We start from the raw sequence: 19834 nt of genomic DNA on the forward strand, positions 1-19834 counted from the left end.
CGAGATTGCGCGTGCGCTGAAATGGGAGTGACGAGCGCCCACGACGGGGCACCTTCGTAACTCACTGTGAGGTTACGTAGAGTGAGGGTGGCGCGTCAAGCCGAATGGGGCACTCGTGCGAACGCGTGTCGAGCGGGCCGAGATCAGCGCACTGCTACGATGAGCGAAGTTCTGGCTGCGGCCGGAAACCCCTTTAGACATCCTTTAAGGCCCGTCCCGTGAGGCGGGGAAGGAGGTCCGCTTCGGCATGACCACTCCCAGTTCTGCTCCGCGCGCCCCGCACCAGGTGCTGGACGCCACCGACGTCGCCCGGGTCGTCACCCGGATCGCCCACGAGATCGTGGAACGCGCCAAGGGCGCCGAGGACGTCGTGCTGCTCGGCATCCACACCCGCGGCGTCCACCTGGCCCGCCGGCTGCGCGCCAAGCTCACCCAGATCACCGGCCGGGAGATCCCGTTCGGCACGCTGGACATCACCATGTACCGGGACGACCTGCGGCTGAAGCCCGCCCGGGCCCTGGAGCACACCGAGATCCCCGCCGACGGCATCGACGGCAAGCTGGTGATCCTGGTGGACGACGTGCTGTTCTCCGGCCGCACCATCCGGGCCGCCCTCGACGCGCTCGGCGACATCGGCCGCCCGCGCGCCGTGCAGCTCGCCGTGCTGGTCGACCGCGGACACCGCGAACTCCCGATCCGCGCCGACTACGTGGGCAAGAACCTGCCCACTTCGCTGCGCGAGGCCGTGCAGGTCCAGCTCTCCGAGACCGACGGCCGCGACGCCGTCCTGCTCGGCGACCGCGACTACGCCGCGCGCTCCTCCCAGGCCCTTGCCGCCGATCCCCAGCTCCCGGAGTAAACCCGCGTGAAGCGCCACCTCGTCTCCGCCGCCGACCTCAGCCGCGACGACGCGCTGCTGATCCTGGACACCGCCGAGGAGCTCGCCCAGCTCTCCGGTCGGGCCGTCAAGAAGCTCCCCACGCTGCGCGGCCGCACCGTCGTCAACCTGTTCTTCGAGGACTCCACCCGCACCAAGACCTCCTTCGAGGTCGCCGAGAAGCGGCTGTCCGCGGACGTCATCAACTTCTCCGCCAAGGGCTCCTCGGTCTCCAAGGGCGAAAGCCTCAAGGACACCGCGCTGACCCTCCAGGCGATGGGCGCCGACGCCGTGGTGATCCGTCACCACGCCTCCGGCGCGGCCGCCCGGCTGGCCGGCTCCGACTGGCTGCACGGCAGCGTCATCAACGCCGGCGACGGCACCCACGAACACCCCACCCAGGCGCTGTTGGACGCGTTCACCATGCGCCGCCACCTCAACCCGGGCCCCGGCCGCGACCTGGCCGGCCGGAAGATCGCCATCGTCGGCGACATCCTGCACAGCCGGGTCGCCCGCTCCAACGTGCACCTGCTGACCACGCTCGGCGCGGAGGTCACCTTCGTCGCCCCGCCGACGCTGCTGCCGATCGGCATCGACACCTGGCCCTGCCAGGTCTCCTACGACCTGGACGCGGTCCTGCCGAAGGTCGACGCGGTGATGATGCTGCGGGTGCAGCGCGAGCGGATGAACGCCGCGTTCTTCCCCACCGAGCGCGAGTACTCGCGCCGCTACGGCCTGGACGGGCTGCGCCTCGCCACCATGCCGGAGCACGCCATCGTGATGCACCCCGGGCCGATGGTCCGCGGCATGGAGATCACCGCCGACGTCGCCGACTCGCCGCGCTGCACCGTGGTCGAGCAGGTCGCCAACGGCGTCTCGGTCCGCATGGCCGTCCTGTACCTGCTGCTCGGCGGCGCGGTTTTCGCCGACGGCTCAGCCGACTCCGCCCGCACCACCGACACCCCGGAGGCCGCCCAGTGACCACCTACCTGATCCGCAACGCCCAGATCCTCGGCGGCGCCCCGCAGGACATCCACCTGGCGGACGGCGTGTTCGCCGCGATCGGCGAGCAGCTCGACGTCCAGGCCGACATCGAGATCGACGCCACCGGCCTGGTCGCCCTGCCCGGCCTGGTCGACCTGCACACCCACCTGCGCGAGCCCGGCCGCGAGGACGCCGAGACGGTGCTGACCGGCACCCAGGCCGCCGCCATGGGCGGCTACACCGCGGTGCACGCGATGGCCAACACCTTCCCGGTCGCCGACACCGCCGGCGTGGTCGAGCAGGTCTGGCGGCTCGGCCAGGAGTACGGCTACTGCGACGTGCAGCCGGTCGGCGCCGTCACCGTCGGCCTGGAGGGCAAGCAGCTCGCCGAGCTCGGCGCGATGCACGACTCCGCCGCCGGGGTGCGGGTCTTCTCCGACGACGGCAAGTGCGTCGACGACGCGGTGATCATGCGCCGCGCGCTGGAGTACGTGAAGGCCTTCGACGGCGTCGTCGCCCAGCACGCCCAGGAGCCGCGGCTGACCGCCGGCGCCCAGATGAACGAGGGCCTGGTCTCCGGCGAGCTCGGCCTCGGCGGCTGGCCCGCCGTCGCCGAGGAGTCGATCATCGCCCGGGACGTGCTGCTGGCCGCGCACGTCGGCTCCCGGGTGCACATCTGCCACCTGTCCACGGCCGGCTCGGTGGAGATCGTCCGCTGGGCCAAGGGCAAGGGCTGGAACGTCACCGCCGAGGTCACCCCGCACCACCTGCTGCTCACCGACGAACTCGTCCGCAGCTACGACCCGGTGTACAAGGTCAACCCGCCGCTGCGCACCGCCGCGGACGTGGAGGCGCTGCGCGGCGCGCTGGCCGACGGCACCATCGACGCCGTCGCCACCGACCACGCCCCGCACCCGTCGGAGGACAAGGACTGCGAGTGGGCGGTCGCCGCGATGGGCATGGTCGGCCTGGAGACCGCGCTGTCGGTCGTCCAGCAGACCATGGTCGAGACCGGCCTGCTGAACTGGGAGGGCGTCGCGGACCGGATGTCGCACCGCCCGGCGCGGATCGGCCGGCTGGCCGGCCACGGGCGTCCGGTCTCGGTGGGCGAGCCCGCCAACCTGGTGCTCTTCGATCCCGCGTACCGTGGAGTCGTGAACCCCGACACCTTCGCCACGCGCTCCCGCAACAGCCCCTACAAGGGCATGGACCTGCCCGGACGGGTGCACGCCACCTTCCTGCGCGGCGAGGCCACCGTCCTCGCGGGCGAACTGGTCGAGCGCTGATGCTGCTCGCCACCGAGAAGGGCCGGGTGACCGACTGGCCCGGGTACATCGGTGCGACGGTCGGCCTGCTGATCCTGGTCGCGCTGGTCTACTGGCTGATGCGGCAGGGCTGGAACTGGCGGCGCACCCTCCAGTCCGACCTGCCGGAACTGCCCGCCGCGCCCGAGCAGCCGGGTGAGACCCTGCTGGCCGGCCCCGGCCGGTACCACGGCTCCACCAGCGCCGGGAACTGGCTGGACCGGGTCGTCGCCCACGACCTGGGCACCCGCAGCCTGGCCGAGCTGACCCTCACCGAACAGGGCCTGCTGGCCCGCCGCCCCGGCGCGGCCGACCTGTGGATCCCGGCCGGCGCCCTCACCGGCGCCCGCACCGACTCCGGCATCGCCGGCAAGGTGGTCCCCTCGGGCCTGCTGGTGGTCGGCTGGACGCACGGGGACAGCGAACTGGAAAGCGGTTTCCGGTTGGATTCCGCAGCCGAGCACGACGCCTGGGTCGAGGCCGTCGGGGCACTGGTAACACGTACGAGCACGAAGAAGACGGAAGAGGCCGCGACATGACCGCACCTGCCCCCACCACGCAGCGCACCAGGCGGGAGCGAGTGCCCGCCGTGCTCGTCCTGGAGGACGGCCGGACGTTCCGCGGCCAGGCCTACGGCGCGATCGGCGAGACCTTCGGCGAGGCGGTCTTCAACACCGGCATGTCCGGCTACCAGGAGACCCTGACCGACCCGTCGTACCACCGCCAGGTGGTCGTGATGACGGCCCCGCAGATCGGCAACACCGGCTGGAACGACGAGGACGACGAGTCGCAGCAGATCTGGGTCGCCGGCTACGTCGTCCGCGACCCCTCCCGGGTCGCCTCCAACTGGCGCTCCCGGCGCTCGCTGGACGAGGAGCTGGAGCGCCAGGGCGTGGTCGGCATCAGCGGGATCGACACCCGCGCGCTGACCCGCCACCTGCGCGAGCGCGGCGCGATGCGGGTCGGCATCTTCTCCGGCCCGGCCGTGGACGACCCGGCGGCGCTGCTCGCCAAGGTGCAGCAGGCCCCGGAGATGAAGGGCGCCGACCTGTGCGCCGAGGTCGCCACCAAGGAGGCCTACGTCGTCCCCGCGATCGGTGCGAAGAAGTTCACCGTCGCCGCCGTCGACCTCGGCATCAAGGGCATGACCCCGCACCGGATGGCCGAGCGCGGCATCGAGGTGCACGTGCTGCCCGCCAACTCCACCGCCGAGGACATCTACGCCGTCCGGCCCGACGGCGTGTTCTTCTCCAACGGTCCGGGCGACCCGGCCACCGCCGACCGCCAGGTCGACGTGCTGCGCGAGGTGCTGGCGAAGAAGACCCCGTTCTTCGGCATCTGCTTCGGCAACCAGATCCTCGGCCGGGCCCTCGGGTTCGGCACCTACAAGCTCAAGTACGGCCACCGCGGCATCAACCAGCCGGTGCAGGACCGCACCACCGGCAAGGTCGAGGTGACCGCCCACAACCACGGCTTCGCCGTGAACGCGCCGCTGGACAAGGTGAGCGACACCCCCTTCGGGCGGGTCGAGGTCTCCCACGTCTGCCTCAACGACGACGTGGTCGAGGGCCTGCAGGCACTCGACATCCCCGCCTTCAGCGTGCAGTACCACCCCGAAGCGGCAGCCGGCCCGCATGACGCCGCCTACCTCTTCGACCGCTTCGTGAGCCTTATGGAGGCCCAGCGTGCCTAAGCGCACCGACATCAAGTCCGTCCTGGTGATCGGCTCCGGCCCCATCGTCATCGGCCAGGCGGCGGAGTTCGACTACTCGGGTACGCAGGCCTGCCGGGTCCTCAAGTCGGAGGGGCTGCGGGTCATCCTGGTCAACTCCAACCCGGCGACCATCATGACCGACCCGGAGATCGCCGACGCCACCTACGTCGAGCCGATCACCCCGGAGTTCGTCGAGAAGATCATCGCCAAGGAGCGCCCCGACGCGCTGCTGCCGACCCTGGGCGGCCAGACCGCGCTGAACACGGCGATCTCCCTGCACAAGGCCGGCACCCTCGACAAGTACGACGTCGAGCTGATCGGCGCCGACGTCGAGGCGATCAACAAGGGCGAGGACCGCGAGCTGTTCAAGGGCGTGGTCGAGGCCGTCAACGCCAAGATCGGCCACGGCGAGTCCGCCCGCTCGGTGATCTGCCACTCGATGGAGGACGTGCTCGCCGGCGTCGACACCCTCGGCGGCTACCCGGTCGTCGTGCGCCCGTCCTTCACCATGGGCGGCGCCGGCTCCGGCTTCGCGCACGACGAGGAGGACCTGCGCCGGATCGCCGGCCAGGGCCTGACCCTCTCGCCGACCACCGAGGTGCTCCTGGAGGAGTCCATCCTCGGCTGGAAGGAGTACGAGCTGGAGCTGATGCGCGACAAGAACGACAACGTCGTCGTGGTCTGCTCGATCGAGAACTTCGACCCGATGGGCGTGCACACCGGTGACTCGATCACCGTCGCCCCGGCGATGACCCTCACCGACCGCGAGTACCAGATCCTGCGTGACATCGGCATCGCCGTGATCCGCGAGGTCGGCGTCGACACCGGCGGCTGCAACATCCAGTTCGCGGTCAACCCCGAGGACGGCCGGGTCATCGTCATCGAGATGAACCCGCGGGTGTCGCGCTCCTCCGCGCTGGCGTCCAAGGCCACCGGCTTCCCGATCGCCAAGATCGCCGCCAAGCTGGCCGTCGGCTACACGCTGGACGAGATCCCCAACGACATCACCGAGCAGACCCCGGCCTCCTTCGAGCCGACCCTGGACTACGTGGTCGTCAAGGTGCCCCGGTTCGCGTTCGAGAAGTTCCCGTCCGCCGACGCCACGCTGACCACCACCATGAAGTCGGTCGGCGAGGCCATGGCGATGGGCCGCAACTTCCCCGAGGCGCTGAACAAGGCGCTGCGCTCGCTGGAGAAGAAGGGCTCGCAGTTCACCTTCGTCGGCGAGCCGGGTGACAAGGACGAGCTGCTGGCGAAGGCCGTCGTCCCGACCGACGGCCGGATCAACACCGTCATGCAGGCGATCCGGGCCGGCGCCACCCCCGCGGAGGTGTTCGACGCCACCAGGATCGACCCGTGGTTCGTCGACCAGCTCTTCCTGATCCACGAGATCGCCGTCGAGCTCGGCGAGGGCGACAAGCTCGACCCGGAGCTGCTGCGCCACGCCAAGCGGCACGGCTTCTCCGACCAGCAGATCGGCGAGATCCGCGGCCTGAAGCCCGACGTGGTCCGCGAGGTGCGGCACGCGCTCGGCATCCGCCCGGTGTTCAAGACCGTCGACACCTGCGCCGCCGAGTTCGCCGCGAAGACCCCGTACTTCTACTCGTCCTACGACGAGGAGAACGAGGTCGCGCCGCGCACCAAGCCCGCCGTGATCATCCTGGGCTCCGGCCCGAACCGGATCGGCCAGGGCATCGAGTTCGACTACTCCTGCGTGCACGCCTCCTTCGCGCTGGCCGACGCCGGGTACGAGACCGTGATGGTCAACTGCAACCCGGAGACCGTCTCCACCGACTACGACACCTCCGACCGGCTGTACTTCGAGCCGCTCACCCTGGAGGACGTGCTGGAGATCGTCCACGCCGAGCAGCAGGCCGGCCCGCTGGCCGGCGTCATCGTGCAGCTCGGCGGCCAGACCCCGCTGGGCCTGGCGCAGTCGCTCAAGGACAACGGCGTGCCGGTGGTCGGCACCTCGCCCGAGGCGATCCACCTCGCCGAGGAGCGCGGCGCGTTCGGCCGGGTGCTGAAGGACGCGGGCCTGCCCGCGCCCAAGCACGGCACCGCCTTCTCCTTCGACGAGGCCAAGGCCATCGCCGACGAGATCGGCTACCCCGTGCTGGCCCGCCCGTCCTACGTGCTCGGCGGCCGCGGCATGGAGATCGTCTACGACGAGGCCTCGCTCGCGTCCTACCTGGAGCGGCACGCCGGTCTGATCTCCGAGCACCCGGTGCTGATCGACCGCTTCCTGGACGACGCGGTCGAGATCGACGTGGACGCCCTGTACGACGGCGAGGAGCTGTACCTCGGCGGCGTCATGGAGCACATCGAGGAGGCCGGCATCCACTCCGGCGACTCCGCGTGCGCGCTGCCGCCGATCACCCTCGGCGGGTACGACATCAAGCGCCTGCGGGCCGCCACCGAGGGCATCGCCAAGGGCGTCGGGGTGCGCGGTCTGATCAACATCCAGTTCGCGCTGTCCGGCGACATCCTGTACGTGCTGGAGGCCAACCCGCGCGCCTCCCGCACCGTGCCGTTCACTTCCAAGGCGACCGCCGTGCCGCTGGCCAAGGCCGCCGCCCGGATCTCGCTCGGCGCCACCGTCGCCGAGCTGCGCGCCGAGGGCATGCTGCCCCGGGAGGGCGACGGCGGCACGCTGCCCGCCGACGCGCCGATCTCCGTCAAGGAGGCCGTGATGCCGTGGTCGCGCTTCCGCGACGTGCACGGCCGCGGCGTCGACACCGTGCTCGGCCCGGAGATGCGCTCCACCGGCGAGGTCATGGGCATCGACCGGGTCTTCGGCACCGCCTACGCGAAGTCCCAGACCGGCGCGTACGGCGCCCTGCCCACCAGCGGCAAGGTGTTCGTCTCGGTCGCCAACCGCGACAAGCGCAACCTGGTCTTCCCGGCCCGCGCGCTGGTCGAGCTCGGCTTCGAACTGCTCGCCACCACCGGCACCGCCGAGGTGCTGCAGCGGGCCGGCATCCCCGCCACCGTGGTGCGCAAGCACTCCGAGGGCGAGGGCGCGGACGGCGAGAAGACCGTCGTCCAGCTGATCCACGAGGGCGCCATCGACCTCATCATCAACACCCCGTACGGCACCGGCGGCCGGATGGACGGCTACGAGATCCGCACCGCCGCGGTCTCCCGCGGCGTCCCCTGCCTGACCACCGTGCAGGCGATGGGCGCGGCCGTGCAGGGCATCGACGCGCTGCTGCGCGGCGAGGTCGGCGTGATGTCGCTGCAGGAGCACGCGGCGCTGATCAACTCCGGCCGCAACTAGGTCGACAACCGTGGGGGGCACACCGCACGTCGGGTGCCCCCCACGTCCATGCCCGAGCCCAGCCGTCGGAGGCCTTTGGTGTACAAGCTGCTGTTCAACCTGCTGTTCAAGAAGATGGACCCGGAGAAGGCCCACCACCTGGCGTTCTTCTGGATCCGGCTGGCCCACTCGGTGCCCGGCCTGCGCTCGCTGGTGCGGGCCGTCCTCGCCCCGCGCGACCCGAAGCTGCGCACCGCCGCGCTCGGTCTGGACCTGCCCGGCCCGTTCGGCCTCGGCGCGGGCTTCGACAAGAACGGCATCGGCATCGACGGCCTGTCGATGCTCGGCTTCGACTACGTCGAGATCGGCACCGTCACCGGCGAGGCCCAGCCCGGCAACCCCGCGCCGCGGCTGTTCCGCCTGGTCGAGGACCGGGCGCTGATCAACCGGATGGGCTTCAACAACCAGGGCTCCGCCCGGGTCGCCGCCCGCCTCGCCGCCCGCGCGCACACCAGCAACACCCCGGTGATCGGCGTCAACATCGGCAAGACCAAGGTCGTCCCCGAGGACGAGGCCACCGCCGACTACCTGAAGTCCGCCAAGGCGCTGGCGCCGTACGCCGACTACCTGGTCGTCAACGTCTCCTCCCCGAACACCCCGGGCCTGCGCAACCTGCAGGCCGTGCAGGTGCTCGGCCCGCTGCTGTGGGACGTCCGCAAGGCCGCCGACGAGGTGACGACGCACCACGTGCCGCTGCTGGTGAAGATCGCCCCCGACCTCGCCGACGAGGACATCGACGAGATCGCCGACATGGCGCTGCACCTCGGCCTGGACGGCATCATCGCCACCAACACCACCATCGGCCGCGAGGGCCTGCGGACGCCCGCCGCGCGGATCGAGGAGATCGGCATGGGCGGTCTGTCCGGCGCCCCGCTGAAGGCCCGCTCGCTGGAGGTGCTGGAGCGGCTCCGCAAGCGCACCGAGGGCCGCCTGACGATCGTCTCGGTCGGCGGCATCGAGACCGCCGAGGACGCCTGGCAGCGCATCCTGGCCGGCGCCGACCTGGTCCAGGGCTACTCCGCGTTCATCTACGAAGGCCCGTTCTGGATGCGCAAGCTCCACAAGGGCCTGTCCGCCCGCCTGCGCGCCGCCGGCTACGCCTCGATCGGCGAGGCGGTCGGCAAGGGCATCCGCTAGATCCCGTCCGGACGGCGACCACATTCTTGAGACTGAGGAAAGACACCGATGACTGACACCACGCCGTTCGGCACCCGCCTGCGGACCGCCCTCGACATCCGCGGCCAACTCTGCGTCGGCATCGACCCGCACGGCTCGCTGCTCACCGCCTGGGGGTTGAACGACGACCTGGCCGGCCTGGAGAGCTTCTCGCGCACCGTGGTGGAGGCGCTGGCCGACCGGGTCGCCGTGCTGAAGCCGCAGTCGGCGTTCTTCGAGCGGTTCGGCAGCCGCGGCATCGCGGTGCTGGAGCGCACCGTCGCCGAGGCCCGGGAGGCCGGCGCGCTGGTGCTGATGGACGCCAAGCGCGGCGACATCGGCTCCACCATGGCCGCCTACGCGGAGACCTTCCTGTCGCCGGACAGCCCGCTGTTCTCCGACGCGCTCACCGTCAGCCCGTACCTGGGCTTCGGCTCGCTGCAGCCGGCCGTCGACCTGGCGCACCGCAACGGCTGCGGCCTGTTCGCGCTGGCGCTCACCTCCAACCCCGAGGGCCACGAGGTGCAGCGGGCGGTCGGCGCGGACGGCGAGAGCGTCGCGCAGGCCGTGCTGCGGCGGCTCGCGGCGGAGAACTCCGGTGCGGCGCCGCTGGGTTCGTTCGGCGCGGTGGTCGGCGCGACGCTCGCCGACGCGGGCGTGGACCTGGCGATCAACGGCCCGCTGCTGGCCCCCGGCGTGGGCGCGCAGGGCGCCACCGCGCAGGACCTGCCGCGGGTGTTCGGCGACCAGGTGCGCAACGTGGTGCCCAGTGTGAGCCGTGACGTGCTGAAGCACGGACCGTCGGTGGCGGCGCTGCGACAGGCCGCGCAGGTGTTCGTCGATGATGTGAGGGCCGTCACAAACGCGTGAGCCGAGGGTGGCCAACTCGGCTGATTTGCCCGGATAAGTCCCGGGTCAGCACCTGCTGACCTGGACTTTTCGTGTTCTTTTCCTGACGCGGCGGCCCAAGTTGGGTAGTGTCCGGCGGTAGGACGCCAGTTGGCGGTGGTTCCGGCCACCGTCGCAGGTCAGAGCCTGTGGCGTCCGGGCACAACCCAGTCATGGCTCATCCCTTCCATCCACACCTGAGGTGAACGGCGTGGCTCTTCCGCCCCTTACTCCCGAACAGCGCACCGCCGCGCTCGCCAAGGCCGCCGAGGCTCGCCGGAAGCGTGCCGACGTCAAGAACCGGCTGAAGCACTCGGGCGCCTCGCTGCACGACGTCATCAAGGCCGGCAAGTCCGACGACGAGGTCATCGGCAAGATGAAGGTCTCCGCTCTGCTGGAGTCCCTGCCGGGTGTCGGCAAGGTCCGCGCCAAGCAGATCATGGAGCGCCTCGGCATCTCCGAGAGCCGTCGTGTGCGGGGCCTCGGTACGAACCAGATCGCCTCCCTGGAGCGGGAGTTCGGCGGCGCCACCTCCTGAACGGAGGCCGGTGTCGGAGAAACCTCCGCGATCCGGGATAATCGGTACATGAGTGAGCGTCCGCGGCTGACCGTGCTCTCCGGCCCCTCCGGGGTCGGCAAGAGCACGGTCGTCGCTCATATGAGGAAGCAGTTCCCCGAGGTCTGGCTGTCGGTGTCGGCGACGACCCGTCACCCGCGCCCGGGCGAGCGCGACGGAGTGCAGTACCACTTCGTCGACAACGAGCAGTTCGACAAGCTGGTCGCCAACGGCGAACTGCTGGAGTGGGCGGTGTTCGCCGGCAACCGGTACGGGACCCCGCGCCAGGCGGTCGTCGAGAAGCTCGACAAGGGCGAGCCGGTGCTGCTGGAGATCGACCTCCAGGGCGCCCGGCAGGTCAAGGAGTCGATGCCCGAGGCCCAGCTGGTCTTCCTGGCCCCGCCGAGCTGGGAGGAGCTGGTGCGCCGGCTCACCGGCCGCGGCACCGAGTCGCAGGACGTCATCGACGAGCGGCTGGCGGCGGCCCGGATCGAGCTGGCCGCCGAGGCGGAGTTCGACACGACGCTTGTCAACACCTCCGTCGAGCAGGTAGCGGCCGAACTGCTAGCCTTGCTCGGTGTAGCCTGACCGGATCGGCTGCATCCAGCCAATCCATGAAAACCACTTCGGAAGGTTCAGCGTGTCCTCTTCGATGACCGCGCCCGAGGGCATCATCAACCCGCCGATCGACGAGCTGCTCGAGGCCACCGACTCCAAGTACAGCCTGGTGATCTACGCGGCCAAGCGGGCCCGCCAGATCAACGCGTACTACTCCCAGCTCGGCGAGGGCCTGCTGGAGTACGTCGGCCCGCTGGTCGACACCCACGTGCACGAGAAGCCGCTGTCGATCGCGCTCCGCGAGATCAACGCCGGCCTGCTCACCGCCGAGGCGGTCGAGGGCGTCTGAGCCCCCGTGTCCCGTTCGAAGGCCCGTCCGACGCCCTGTGCGTCGGGCGGGCCTTCGGCATGTGCGGGCCTGTACGGGGGTGCGCGGGCCTGCGGTCGACTGCGCAGGCCCGTGCGGCCGGACGCGGGCGGGCCTGTGCGGGCCCGGAGGCGGGTTGGCCTGTGCGCGTCGACACGTCGCAGCGGTCCGGCGGCGGGTCGTAAGGTGGGCGGGTTGACCCGTCGTTAGGAGAATCGACCGCCATGACCGCGCCCCGTGTCGTCCTCGGTGTCAGCGGCGGGATCGCCGCCTACAAGGCCTGCGAACTGCTGCGCCGGTTCACCGAGTCCGGGCACCAGGTGCAGGTGGTGCCGACCGCCGCCGCGCTGCACTTCGTCGGCGAGGCGACCTGGGCGGCGCTGTCCGGCCGGCCCGCCGCCACCGAGACGTGGGAGCGGGTGCACGAGGTCCCGCACGTGCGGATCGGGCAGCAGGCCGACCTGGTGGTGGTCGCCCCGGCCACCGCGGACCTGCTCGCCAAGGCCGCGCACGGCCTCGCCGACGACCTGCTGACCAACACCCTGCTGACCGCCCGCTGCCCGGTGGTGTTCGCGCCCGCCATGCACACCGAGATGTGGGAGCACCCCGCCACCCAGGAGAACGTGGCCACGCTGCGCCGCCGCGGCGCGATCGTCATCGAGCCCGCCGTGGGCCGGCTGACCGGCGTGGACACCGGCAAGGGCCGGCTGCCCGACCCGGGGGAGATCTTCGCCGCCTGCCGGCGGGTGCTGGCCCGCGGTTCGCTGGAGCAGGACCTGACGGGCCGTCACGTGGTGGTCTCCGCGGGCGGCACCCGGGAGCCGCTGGACCCGGTGCGCTTCCTCGGCAACCGCTCGTCCGGCAAGCAGGGCTACGCGCTGGCCGCCACCGCCGCCGCCCGCGGCGCCCGGGTCACCCTGGTCGCCGCGAACACCGCGCTGCCCGATCCGGCGGGGGTGGACGTGGTCCGGGTCGGCACCGCGCTGCAGCTGCGCGACGCCGTGCTGAAGGCCACGGCCGAGGCCGACGCGGTGGTGATGGCCGCCGCGGTCGCGGACTTCCGGCCCGCCGAGTACGCCACCGGCAAGATCAAGAAGGTGGACGGGGTCGAGCCCGCGCCGATCGTGCTGGTCCGCAACCCCGACATCCTGGCCGAGATCTCCGCCGACCGGGCCCGCCCCGGGCAGCTGGTGGTCGGCTTCGCCGCCGAGACCGACGACGTGCTCGCCAACGGCCGCGCCAAGCTCGCCCGCAAGGGCTGCGACCTGCTGGTGGTCAACGAGGTCGGCGACGGCAAGGCGTTCGGCCAGGACACCAACAGCGCCGTGCTGCTCGGGGCCGACGGCTCGGAGGTCCACATTGCGGACGGTCCGAAGGAGATGCTGGCCGACGCGATCTGGGACCAGGTCGCCGCCCGGCTGGCCGGCCCGGCCGACCGGTCGGCCGACTGAGGCCCCAACGCCCGGCACAGTCCCGGCAGTTGGGTCCGGCTCGGGGTGTTCCGGCAATGTTTCCGCCGGTTTCACCCCGATGTGATCCATATCGCGGACACGTTCAAGGCGCACGGAGAGTGTCCGTGATCGGTAGCCGACCGTTACACTCCACAGCAGGAATCAAGTCTTTCCGGATGCCTCGGGACTTCCGAGCGCATTCAGTCAGCAGCCGCTGCAACCCCAGGGAGCGCTGTGTCTCGCCGCCTGTTCACCTCGGAGTCCGTCACCGAGGGCCACCCCGACAAGATCGCTGACCAGATCAGCGACACCATTCTGGACGCCCTCCTCAAGGACGACCCGACCTCCCGCGTCGCCGTGGAGACCCTGATCACCACCGGCCTGGTGCACATCGCCGGTGAGGTCACCACCAAGGCCTACGCGCCGATCGCCCAGCTGGTCCGGGAGAAGATCCTGGAGATCGGCTACGACTCGTCGAAGAAGGGCTTCGACGGCGCCTCCTGCGGCGTGTCGGTGTCGATCGGCTCGCAGTCCCCGGACATCGCGCAGGGCGTCGACACCGCCCACGAGCACCGGGTCGAGGGCGACGTCGAGGACGAGCTGGACCGCCAGGGCGCCGGTGACCAGGGCCTGATGTTCGGCTACGCCTGCGACGACACTCCCGAGCTGATGCCGCTGCCGATCACCCTGGCGCACCGGCTCTCCCGCCGCCTGACCGAGGTCCGCAAGAACGGCACCATCCCGTACCTGCGCCCCGACGGCAAGACCCAGGTCACCATCGAGTACGACGGCGACCGCGCCGTGCGCCTGGACACCGTGGTGGTCTCCTCGCAGCACGCCTCGGACATCGACCTGGAGTCGCTGCTCACCCCGGACATCCGGGAGTTCGTGGTCGAGCCCGAGCTCAAGGCGCTCGCCGACCAGGGCATCAAGCTGAACACCGAGGGTTACCGCCTGCTGGTCAACCCGACCGGCCGCTTCGAGATCGGCGGCCCGATGGGCGACGCCGGCCTCACCGGTCGCAAGATCATCATCGACACCTACGGCGGCATGGCCCGCCACGGTGGCGGCGCGTTCTCCGGCAAGGACCCGTCCAAGGTCGACCGCTCCGCGGCGTACGCGATGCGCTGGGTGGCGAAGAACATCGTCGCCGCGGGCCTCGCCAAGCGCGCCGAGGTGCAGGTCGCGTACGCGATCGGCAAGGCCGAGCCGGTGGGCCTGTTCGTGGAGACCTTCGGCACCGAGACCGTCCCGGTGCTGACGATCCAGGAAGCCGTCAGCAAGGTCTTCGACCTCCGCCCGGCCGCGATCATCCGCGACCTGGACCTGCTGCGGCCGATCTACTCCCAGACCGCCGCGTACGGCCACTTCGGCCGCGAGCTGCCGGACTTCACCTGGGAGCGCACCGACCGGGTCGACGCGCTGAAGGCCGCCGTCGCCGGCTGATCGTTTTCTCGACGACGCCGCCCGTCGAGGGGATTCCCCCTCGGCGGGCGGCGTCGTCGTTGTGTCGGCGGCGTCCGCTAGGTTGGGGGGCGTGAGCAGCGCGGACGGGGCCGGGGAGCAGTTGGCGTTCATCCGGGAGACGGTGCGCCGGGCGAAGCCCCGGGCCGCGCGCGGCGTCGTTCCGGCCGAGCGGCAGCCGGTGGCCCGGGTGCTGGTCGACAAGGGCGTGCTCAGCCTCGACCAGTACTTCGACTACGCGGTGCCCGAGGCGATGTCCGAGGACGCCCGGCCCGGCGTCCGGGTCCGGGTCCGCTTCGGGGGGCGGGTCGGCGCACACGGCCGGCGCGAGGGCGGCGCACTGCACGACGGGTTCATCGTCGAGCGCCGGGACGACTCGGACTACGCGGGCCCGCTGGCGCCGCTGGCCCGGGTGCTGTCGCCCGAGGTGGTGCTGACCCCCCGGCTGCTGCGACTGTGCCGGGCCGTTGCCGACCGGTACGCCGGCACCCTGGCCGACGTGCTGCAGCTGGCGATCCCGCCACGGCACGCCGGAGCGGAGGGCGAGCCCTCGCCGCGGCCGCTGCCGCCGCCCGGGGCGCCGGCGGTGGGGAGCTGGGAGCGGTACGCGCACGGGGCGGACTTCCTGGCCTCGCTGGCGGGCGGGCACGCGCCGCGCGCCGTGTGGACGGCGCTGCCCGGCCCCGAGTGGCCGTTCGAGATCGCCCGGGCGGTCGCCGCGACGCTCGCCTCCGGGCGCGGCGCGCTGGTGGTGCTGCCCGACGGGCGCTCGGTGGCGCGGGTGGACGCCGCGCTGCGGGGCGTGCTGGGGGAGGGCCGGCACGCGGTGCTGGCCGCGGAGGCCGGGCCGCAGGAGCGGTACCGGCGGTGGCTGTCCGTCAGCCGGGGCTCGGTGCACGCCGCGATCGGCACCCGCGCGGCGGTGTTCGCACCCGTGCGCGATCTCGGGCTGGTGGTGGTGTGGTCGGACGGCGACAGCAGCCACAGCGACCCGAACGCGCCCTACCCGCACGTCCGGGACGTGGCGCTGCTGCGGGCCGCCGAGGAGGGCGCCGCGATGCTGCTCGGCGGCGTCTCGATGACGGTCGAGGCCGCGCAGCTGGTGCGCAGCGGGTGGGCGCGGCCGCTGGCCGCCCCTCGTGAGGTGGTCCGGCAGGTCGCGCCCCGGGTGCGGACGGTGACCGAGCAGGACCAGGCGCGGGACGCCGCCGCGCAGGCGGCCCGGCTGCCCTCGGTGGCGTGGGAGACGGCGCGCGAGGCGCTTTCGCGCGGCCCGGTGCTGATCCAGGTCCCGCGCCGGGGCTACGCGCCCCGGCTGGCGTGCGGGCGCTGCCGCGAGCCGGTGCGCTGCCGTGCCTGCGGGGGGCCGCTGGAGTCCCCGGCGGCGGACGCGGCGCTGGTGTGCGCCTGGTGCGGCACCGAGGAGCACGACTGGCACTGCCTGGAGTGCGGATCGTTCCGGCTCCGGGCGCAGGTGGTGGGCGTGCGGCGGACGGCGGAGGAGCTCGGGAAGGCGTTCCCGCGGGTACCCGTGCGGACGTCCGGGCGGGACGCGGTTCTTGCCACCGTGCCTTCTTCGCCCGCGCTGGTGATCTCGACGCCGGGCGCGGAGCCGGTGGCGGAGGGGCCCGGCTATGCGGCGGCGCTGCTGCTGGACGGGTGGGCGCTGCTGAACCGTCCCGACCTGCGGGCGGGGGAGGAGACGGTGCGGCGGTGGCTGACGGCCGCCTCGCTGGTCCGTCCGGTGGGGGAGGGCGGGACGGTGGTGGTGGTCGCGGAGGCCGCGGCGCGGGCCGTGCAGGCGCTGGTGCGATGGGATCCCGCCGGGCACGCCGGGATGGAACTCGACGAGCGGGAGGAGCTCCGCTTCCCGCCGGTGTCGCGGATGGCGTCGGTGACGGGGCCTGCGCAGGCGGTCGAGGACCTGCTGGGGCTGGTGCGGCTGCCGGAGGGCGCGGACGTCCTCGGGCCGGTGCCCGTGTACGGCGGGCCCAAGGGGGAGACGGCGGAACGGGCGTTGGTGCGGGTCGCTCCCGGGCAGGGGGCGGCGCTGGCCTCGGCGCTCAAGGCGGCGCAGATCGCCCGGCTGGCGCTCCGCGGGGCGGAGACGGTGCGGATCCGGGTCGATCCGACGGACATCGGCTGAGCGGGCCCCGGCCAGGCTCCGGTCCGGGCGGGGCCGGCGTTTGTGCCGCCGTCAGCCGGCGAAGCCGCCCTTGGGCTGGATGATCTCCAGGTTGGTGCCGTCCGGGTCGTTGAAGTACGCGACCCTGGTGCCCAGCGCGGCCTCCGGGGTGACCTCGCCGGCCAGGAAGGTGTAGTCGTCGCCGAGGAACTCGTACCCGGCGTCCTTCATCCGGCGGTGCACCGCGTCGAAGTCGTCGACCCGGAAGCACAGGTGCATCGAGCCGGGGCGGTTGGCCGCGCCGTTGGTGCGGTAGCCGATCGGGTGCTGGAACTCGATCAGGTCGATGCCGAGGCTGTTGTCGAGATTGATGGTGGCGTAGCGGAGCTTCGCCGTCGGCAGGCCCTGCGAGACGCCGAACGGGACGCTGTGCATGGTCTCGTCGGCGACGACCGGCTCGCGGCCGGTCAGGGCGCGGTAGAACGCGATCGAGGTGTCCAGGTCGGAGACGGAGATGCCGACATGGGCGGCACGGGTGAGGTTCATCGGGGTGTTGGCCACGGCCATGGGATCGATCCCTCTCGTCGGCACAGGATGGCGTGCGAGATCGATTCTTCGGCGGGAGCGGGAGGGGGACAAACGGGGCCCGTGAGCTTCTACGGCCAGGTGGGCGCACGACCGGGTGGGCGCCGAACGCAGGCGGGCGCGAGAACAGGGGCGCTGGGGGCGCCCCTGGTTGCGCTCTTCTGCCTACCGGGTGCGCTGGGGCATCAAGGGGCTGGCCTGGCGGGCCTGGGGGATCGGGGGCCGGGGAGCAGGGGGCGCCGGGGGCGCCGTCTCGGTTTCGCGGGGGGCGGGGAGGAGTTCGGTGGTGGGTCGGCGGACGCCGTAGCGGCGGTGGACGGCCTGCTTGGTGACGCCGAGCGCGGAGCCGACGGAGTCCCAGGAGAAGCCGAGGGCGCGGTCGAACTCGACGGCGGCGGCAACCAGGGTCTCGACGCTCTCGCGCAGCTCCTGGGCGAGTCGGACGGTGGGGGCGGGGGCCCGGCCGTAGACCACGAAGCCGGCGGAGGTGCTGGGGCGGCGGGGGCGGTAGACGTTGCCCAGTTGGGCGGTGAGCGTGCGAAGGGCGTCGACCTGGCGCCGGACCCGTTCGATGTCCCGCACCAGCAGGTGCAGGGACGCCCTGGCCCGGGCGTCGTGGTTGATCTGCTCGGCCATGGCCTGGTTGCCACCTCTCGGTCGGGTCGCGTGCTCGGGGCGCTCGCGCGTCCCGGTCAATTCGCATTGACCAACGCACGTCGGGTCGTTGGGTCACGCCCGGAGTGCGAGTCGGGATTTGTCGGTGACCGTTCCGAACGGGTGCGGGGCATTGCATAGACTTCCCGGTAGGTCGTTGTTTCCGTCCCGTTCGGGTGGCAGAGGGAGTCGCAGTCTTGGCAGTTCAGCCGATCCGGATCTTCGGTGACCCGGTGTTGCGGTCGACCGCGAAGCCGGTGGTCACCTTCGACAAGGAACTGCGCAGGCTGGTGAAGGACCTCACGGACACCATGCTGGGGGCGCCGGGCGCGGGCCTGGCCGCGCCGCAACTGGGCGTCTCGTTGCGGGTGTTCACGTACAACGTGGACGGTGTGGTGGGGCACCTGATCAATCCGGACCTGTCGTTGACCGAGGAGGAGCAGGACGGCCCGGAGGGCTGTCTGTCGCTGCCCGGGCTGCGGTTCGACACCAAGCGGGCGTTCGGCGTGGTGGCGAAGGGCTTCAACATGTACGGGGATCCGGTGACGGTGGAGGGCACCGAGCTGCTGTCGCGGTGCATCCAGCACGAGACGGACCACCTGGACGGGATCATCTTCATCGACCGGCTGGACCGGGAGACCCGGAAGGCGGCGATGAAGGCGATCCGGGAGGCGGACTGGGGCGGGGCTCCGGCGCCGACGGTGAAGGTCTCGCCGCATTCCACGTTCGGCGTGATTCGCTGACGGACCGTCCGTTCCCGCGCAGTGTTTCGGTGGGATTGTCGGAGGGGCCGATGAGCCGAAGGCCCGATCGGACGACGATCATTTTCCGGCAATCCGATGTTCTGATCAGGGTGACTTCCTGCTGATCAGTTGGACTTCAAGAAAGGCCCATGCCCGTGCGTCTCGTCTTCGCCGGTACCCCCGAGGTCGCCGTTCCCGCCCTGGACGCCCTGCTGGCCTCCCGGCACGAGGTGGTCGCCGTGGTGACCCGCCCCGACGCGCCGGCCGGGCGCGGGCGCAAGCTGGTCGCCAGCCCCGTCGCGCAGCGCGCCGAGGAGGCGGGCATCGAGGTGCTCAAGCCGGCCCGCCCCAGTGAGCCGGAATTCATGGCCCGGCTGGCCGAGATCGCCCCCGACTGCTGCCCCGTGGTGGCCTACGGCGCGCTGATCCGGCCCGGCGCGCTGGAGATCCCGGCGCACGGCTGGGTGAACCTGCACTTCTCGCTGCTGCCCGCGTGGCGCGGCGCGGCCCCCGTCCAGCACTCGATCATGGCGGGCGACGAGGTGACCGGCGCGTCCACCTTCCGGATCCAGGAGGGCCTGGACGACGGCCCGGTGTTCGGCGTCCTCACCGAGACGGTGAAGCCCACCGACACCAGCGGCGACCTGCTCGGCCGGCTCGCGTTCGCGGGCGCCGAACTGCTGGTGCGCACCATGGACGCGATCGAGGACGGCCAGGCCCGGCCCGAGCCGCAGCCGGTGGACGGGGTGTCGCTGGCGCCGAAGATCACCGTCGAGGACGCCCGGATCGAGTGGACCCACCCCGCGCTGCGGGTCGACCGGGTGGTGCGCGGCTGCGCGCCCGCGCCCGGCGCGTGGACCACGTTCCGCGGCGAGCGGCTCAAGGTGACCGGCCCCGTGCGCCTGCTGCCCGGTGAAGTCGGCCTGGCGGCAGGCGAGTTGGCGGTGAGAAAGAACAGCGTACGGGTCGGCACCGGCAGCCACGAGATCGAGCTCGGCGAGGTCCGCCCGCAGGGCAAGAAGGCGATGCCGGCCGCCGACTGGGCGCGCGGCGCGCGGATCGAGTCCGGCGAGCGCTTCGAGGGCTGAGG

At 71.9% G+C, this 19834-nt stretch carries 18 protein-coding genes; 16 read left to right on the forward strand and 2 right to left on the reverse strand.

Annotated features, from left to right (window positions below; all coding sequences use genetic code 11):
• Positions 1–247 precede the first annotated feature (247 nt).
• The 14 genes from pyrR (at position 248) to ACI1MP_RS30830 (ending at position 16783) form a co-directional block, all read left to right on the forward strand.
• A complete protein-coding gene (gene pyrR, locus ACI1MP_RS30765; RefSeq protein ID WP_073816829.1) occupies positions 248–859 on the forward strand; it encodes a bifunctional pyr operon transcriptional regulator/uracil phosphoribosyltransferase PyrR in 612 nt (203 codons plus the stop codon).
• 6 nt (positions 860–865) lie between these two features.
• On the forward strand, positions 866–1858 hold the full coding sequence (locus tag ACI1MP_RS30770) for an aspartate carbamoyltransferase catalytic subunit (RefSeq protein WP_380338700.1): 993 nt from the start codon (positions 866–868) through the stop codon (positions 1856–1858).
• Positions 1855–3147 (forward strand): dihydroorotase, encoded by a 1293-nt coding sequence (locus tag ACI1MP_RS30775; RefSeq protein WP_100585107.1) that lies wholly within the window; start codon positions 1855–1857, stop codon positions 3145–3147. Before ACI1MP_RS30770 ends, ACI1MP_RS30775 begins: the two co-directional genes overlap by 4 nt.
• Positions 3147–3704 (forward strand): hypothetical protein, encoded by a 558-nt coding sequence (locus tag ACI1MP_RS30780; protein WP_380338698.1) that lies wholly within the window; start codon positions 3147–3149, stop codon positions 3702–3704. The genes ACI1MP_RS30775 and ACI1MP_RS30780 overlap by 1 nt, the downstream gene beginning before the upstream one ends.
• Complete coding sequence (carA, locus tag ACI1MP_RS30785; protein ID WP_380338695.1) at positions 3701–4858, forward strand: glutamine-hydrolyzing carbamoyl-phosphate synthase small subunit; 1158 nt, start codon at positions 3701–3703, stop codon at positions 4856–4858. Before ACI1MP_RS30780 ends, carA begins: the two co-directional genes overlap by 4 nt.
• Positions 4851–8159 (forward strand): carbamoyl-phosphate synthase large subunit, encoded by a 3309-nt coding sequence (carB, locus tag ACI1MP_RS30790; RefSeq protein ID WP_380338692.1) that lies wholly within the window; start codon positions 4851–4853, stop codon positions 8157–8159. Before carA ends, carB begins: the two co-directional genes overlap by 8 nt.
• A 78-nt stretch (positions 8160–8237) precedes the next feature.
• Complete coding sequence (locus ACI1MP_RS30795) at positions 8238–9335, forward strand: quinone-dependent dihydroorotate dehydrogenase (protein WP_100585110.1); 1098 nt, start codon at positions 8238–8240, stop codon at positions 9333–9335.
• A 48-nt stretch (positions 9336–9383) separates the two neighbouring features.
• The gene (pyrF, locus tag ACI1MP_RS30800; RefSeq protein ID WP_404869982.1) at positions 9384–10223 is read left to right on the forward strand and encodes an orotidine-5'-phosphate decarboxylase; all 840 of its coding nucleotides are present in this window, start codon (positions 9384–9386) and stop codon (positions 10221–10223) included.
• Between the two features lie 229 nt (positions 10224–10452).
• Positions 10453–10779, forward strand: a complete 327-nt coding sequence (mihF, locus tag ACI1MP_RS30805) for an integration host factor, actinobacterial type (protein ID WP_043908492.1) — start codon at positions 10453–10455, stop codon at positions 10777–10779.
• Between the two features lie 48 nt (positions 10780–10827).
• The gene (gene gmk / locus ACI1MP_RS30810) at positions 10828–11385 is read left to right on the forward strand and encodes a guanylate kinase (RefSeq protein WP_043908490.1); all 558 of its coding nucleotides are present in this window, start codon (positions 10828–10830) and stop codon (positions 11383–11385) included.
• 52 nt (positions 11386–11437) lie between these two features.
• The gene (gene rpoZ, locus ACI1MP_RS30815) at positions 11438–11704 is read left to right on the forward strand and encodes a DNA-directed RNA polymerase subunit omega (protein WP_033258145.1); all 267 of its coding nucleotides are present in this window, start codon (positions 11438–11440) and stop codon (positions 11702–11704) included.
• Positions 11705–11946: 242 nt separating this feature from the next.
• A complete protein-coding gene (coaBC, locus tag ACI1MP_RS30820; RefSeq protein WP_404869983.1) occupies positions 11947–13173 on the forward strand; it encodes a bifunctional phosphopantothenoylcysteine decarboxylase/phosphopantothenate--cysteine ligase CoaBC in 1227 nt (408 codons plus the stop codon).
• A gap of 234 nt (positions 13174–13407) precedes the next feature.
• Complete coding sequence (metK, locus tag ACI1MP_RS30825) at positions 13408–14619, forward strand: methionine adenosyltransferase (RefSeq protein ID WP_100585113.1); 1212 nt, start codon at positions 13408–13410, stop codon at positions 14617–14619.
• A 91-nt stretch (positions 14620–14710) separates the two neighbouring features.
• Positions 14711–16783, forward strand: a complete 2073-nt coding sequence (locus ACI1MP_RS30830; protein WP_380338682.1) for a primosomal protein N' — start codon at positions 14711–14713, stop codon at positions 16781–16783.
• 51 nt (positions 16784–16834) lie between these two features.
• On the opposite strand, the gene ACI1MP_RS30835 is transcribed toward ACI1MP_RS30830, so the two are convergent.
• Together ACI1MP_RS30835 and ACI1MP_RS30840 are read right to left on the reverse strand one after the other, a co-directional pair.
• Positions 16835–17329, reverse strand: a complete 495-nt coding sequence (locus ACI1MP_RS30835) for a VOC family protein (protein ID WP_380338679.1) — start codon at positions 17327–17329, stop codon at positions 16835–16837.
• A 183-nt stretch (positions 17330–17512) separates the two neighbouring features.
• The gene (locus ACI1MP_RS30840) at positions 17513–17983 is read right to left on the reverse strand and encodes a hypothetical protein (RefSeq protein ID WP_100585116.1); all 471 of its coding nucleotides are present in this window, start codon (positions 17981–17983) and stop codon (positions 17513–17515) included.
• Positions 17984–18198: 215 nt separating this feature from the next.
• Between ACI1MP_RS30840 and def the strand changes: the two genes are divergently transcribed.
• Positions 18199–18744: a peptide deformylase gene (def, locus tag ACI1MP_RS30845; protein ID WP_100585117.1), complete on the forward strand. Its 546-nt coding sequence runs from the start codon at positions 18199–18201 to the stop codon at positions 18742–18744.
• A 155-nt stretch (positions 18745–18899) separates the two neighbouring features.
• Positions 18900–19832, forward strand: a complete 933-nt coding sequence (gene fmt, locus ACI1MP_RS30850; RefSeq protein ID WP_404870852.1) for a methionyl-tRNA formyltransferase — start codon at positions 18900–18902, stop codon at positions 19830–19832.
• Positions 19833–19834: the final 2 nt, after the last annotated feature.

Source organism: Kitasatospora griseola, assembly GCF_044999035.1.
GTDB classification, from domain to species: Bacteria; Actinomycetota; Actinomycetes; order Streptomycetales; family Streptomycetaceae; genus Kitasatospora; species Kitasatospora griseola.

Coding starts and splice junctions, on each gene's coding strand:
- pyrR (WP_073816829.1), top strand. CDS start 248: ATGACCACTCCCAGTTCTGCTCCGCGCGCCCCGCACCAGGTGCTGGAC.
- ACI1MP_RS30780 (WP_380338698.1), top strand. CDS start 3,147: ATGCTGCTCGCCACCGAGAAGGGCCGGGTGACCGACTGGCCCGGGTAC.
- carA (WP_380338695.1), top strand. CDS start 3,701: ATGACCGCACCTGCCCCCACCACGCAGCGCACCAGGCGGGAGCGAGTG.
- pyrF (WP_404869982.1), top strand. CDS start 9,384: ATGACTGACACCACGCCGTTCGGCACCCGCCTGCGGACCGCCCTCGAC.
- gmk (WP_043908490.1), top strand. CDS start 10,828: ATGAGTGAGCGTCCGCGGCTGACCGTGCTCTCCGGCCCCTCCGGGGTC.
- coaBC (WP_404869983.1), top strand. CDS start 11,947: ATGACCGCGCCCCGTGTCGTCCTCGGTGTCAGCGGCGGGATCGCCGCC.
- ACI1MP_RS30835 (WP_380338679.1), bottom strand. CDS start 17,329: ATGGCCGTGGCCAACACCCCGATGAACCTCACCCGTGCCGCCCATGTC.
- ACI1MP_RS30840 (WP_100585116.1), bottom strand. CDS start 17,983: ATGGCCGAGCAGATCAACCACGACGCCCGGGCCAGGGCGTCCCTGCAC.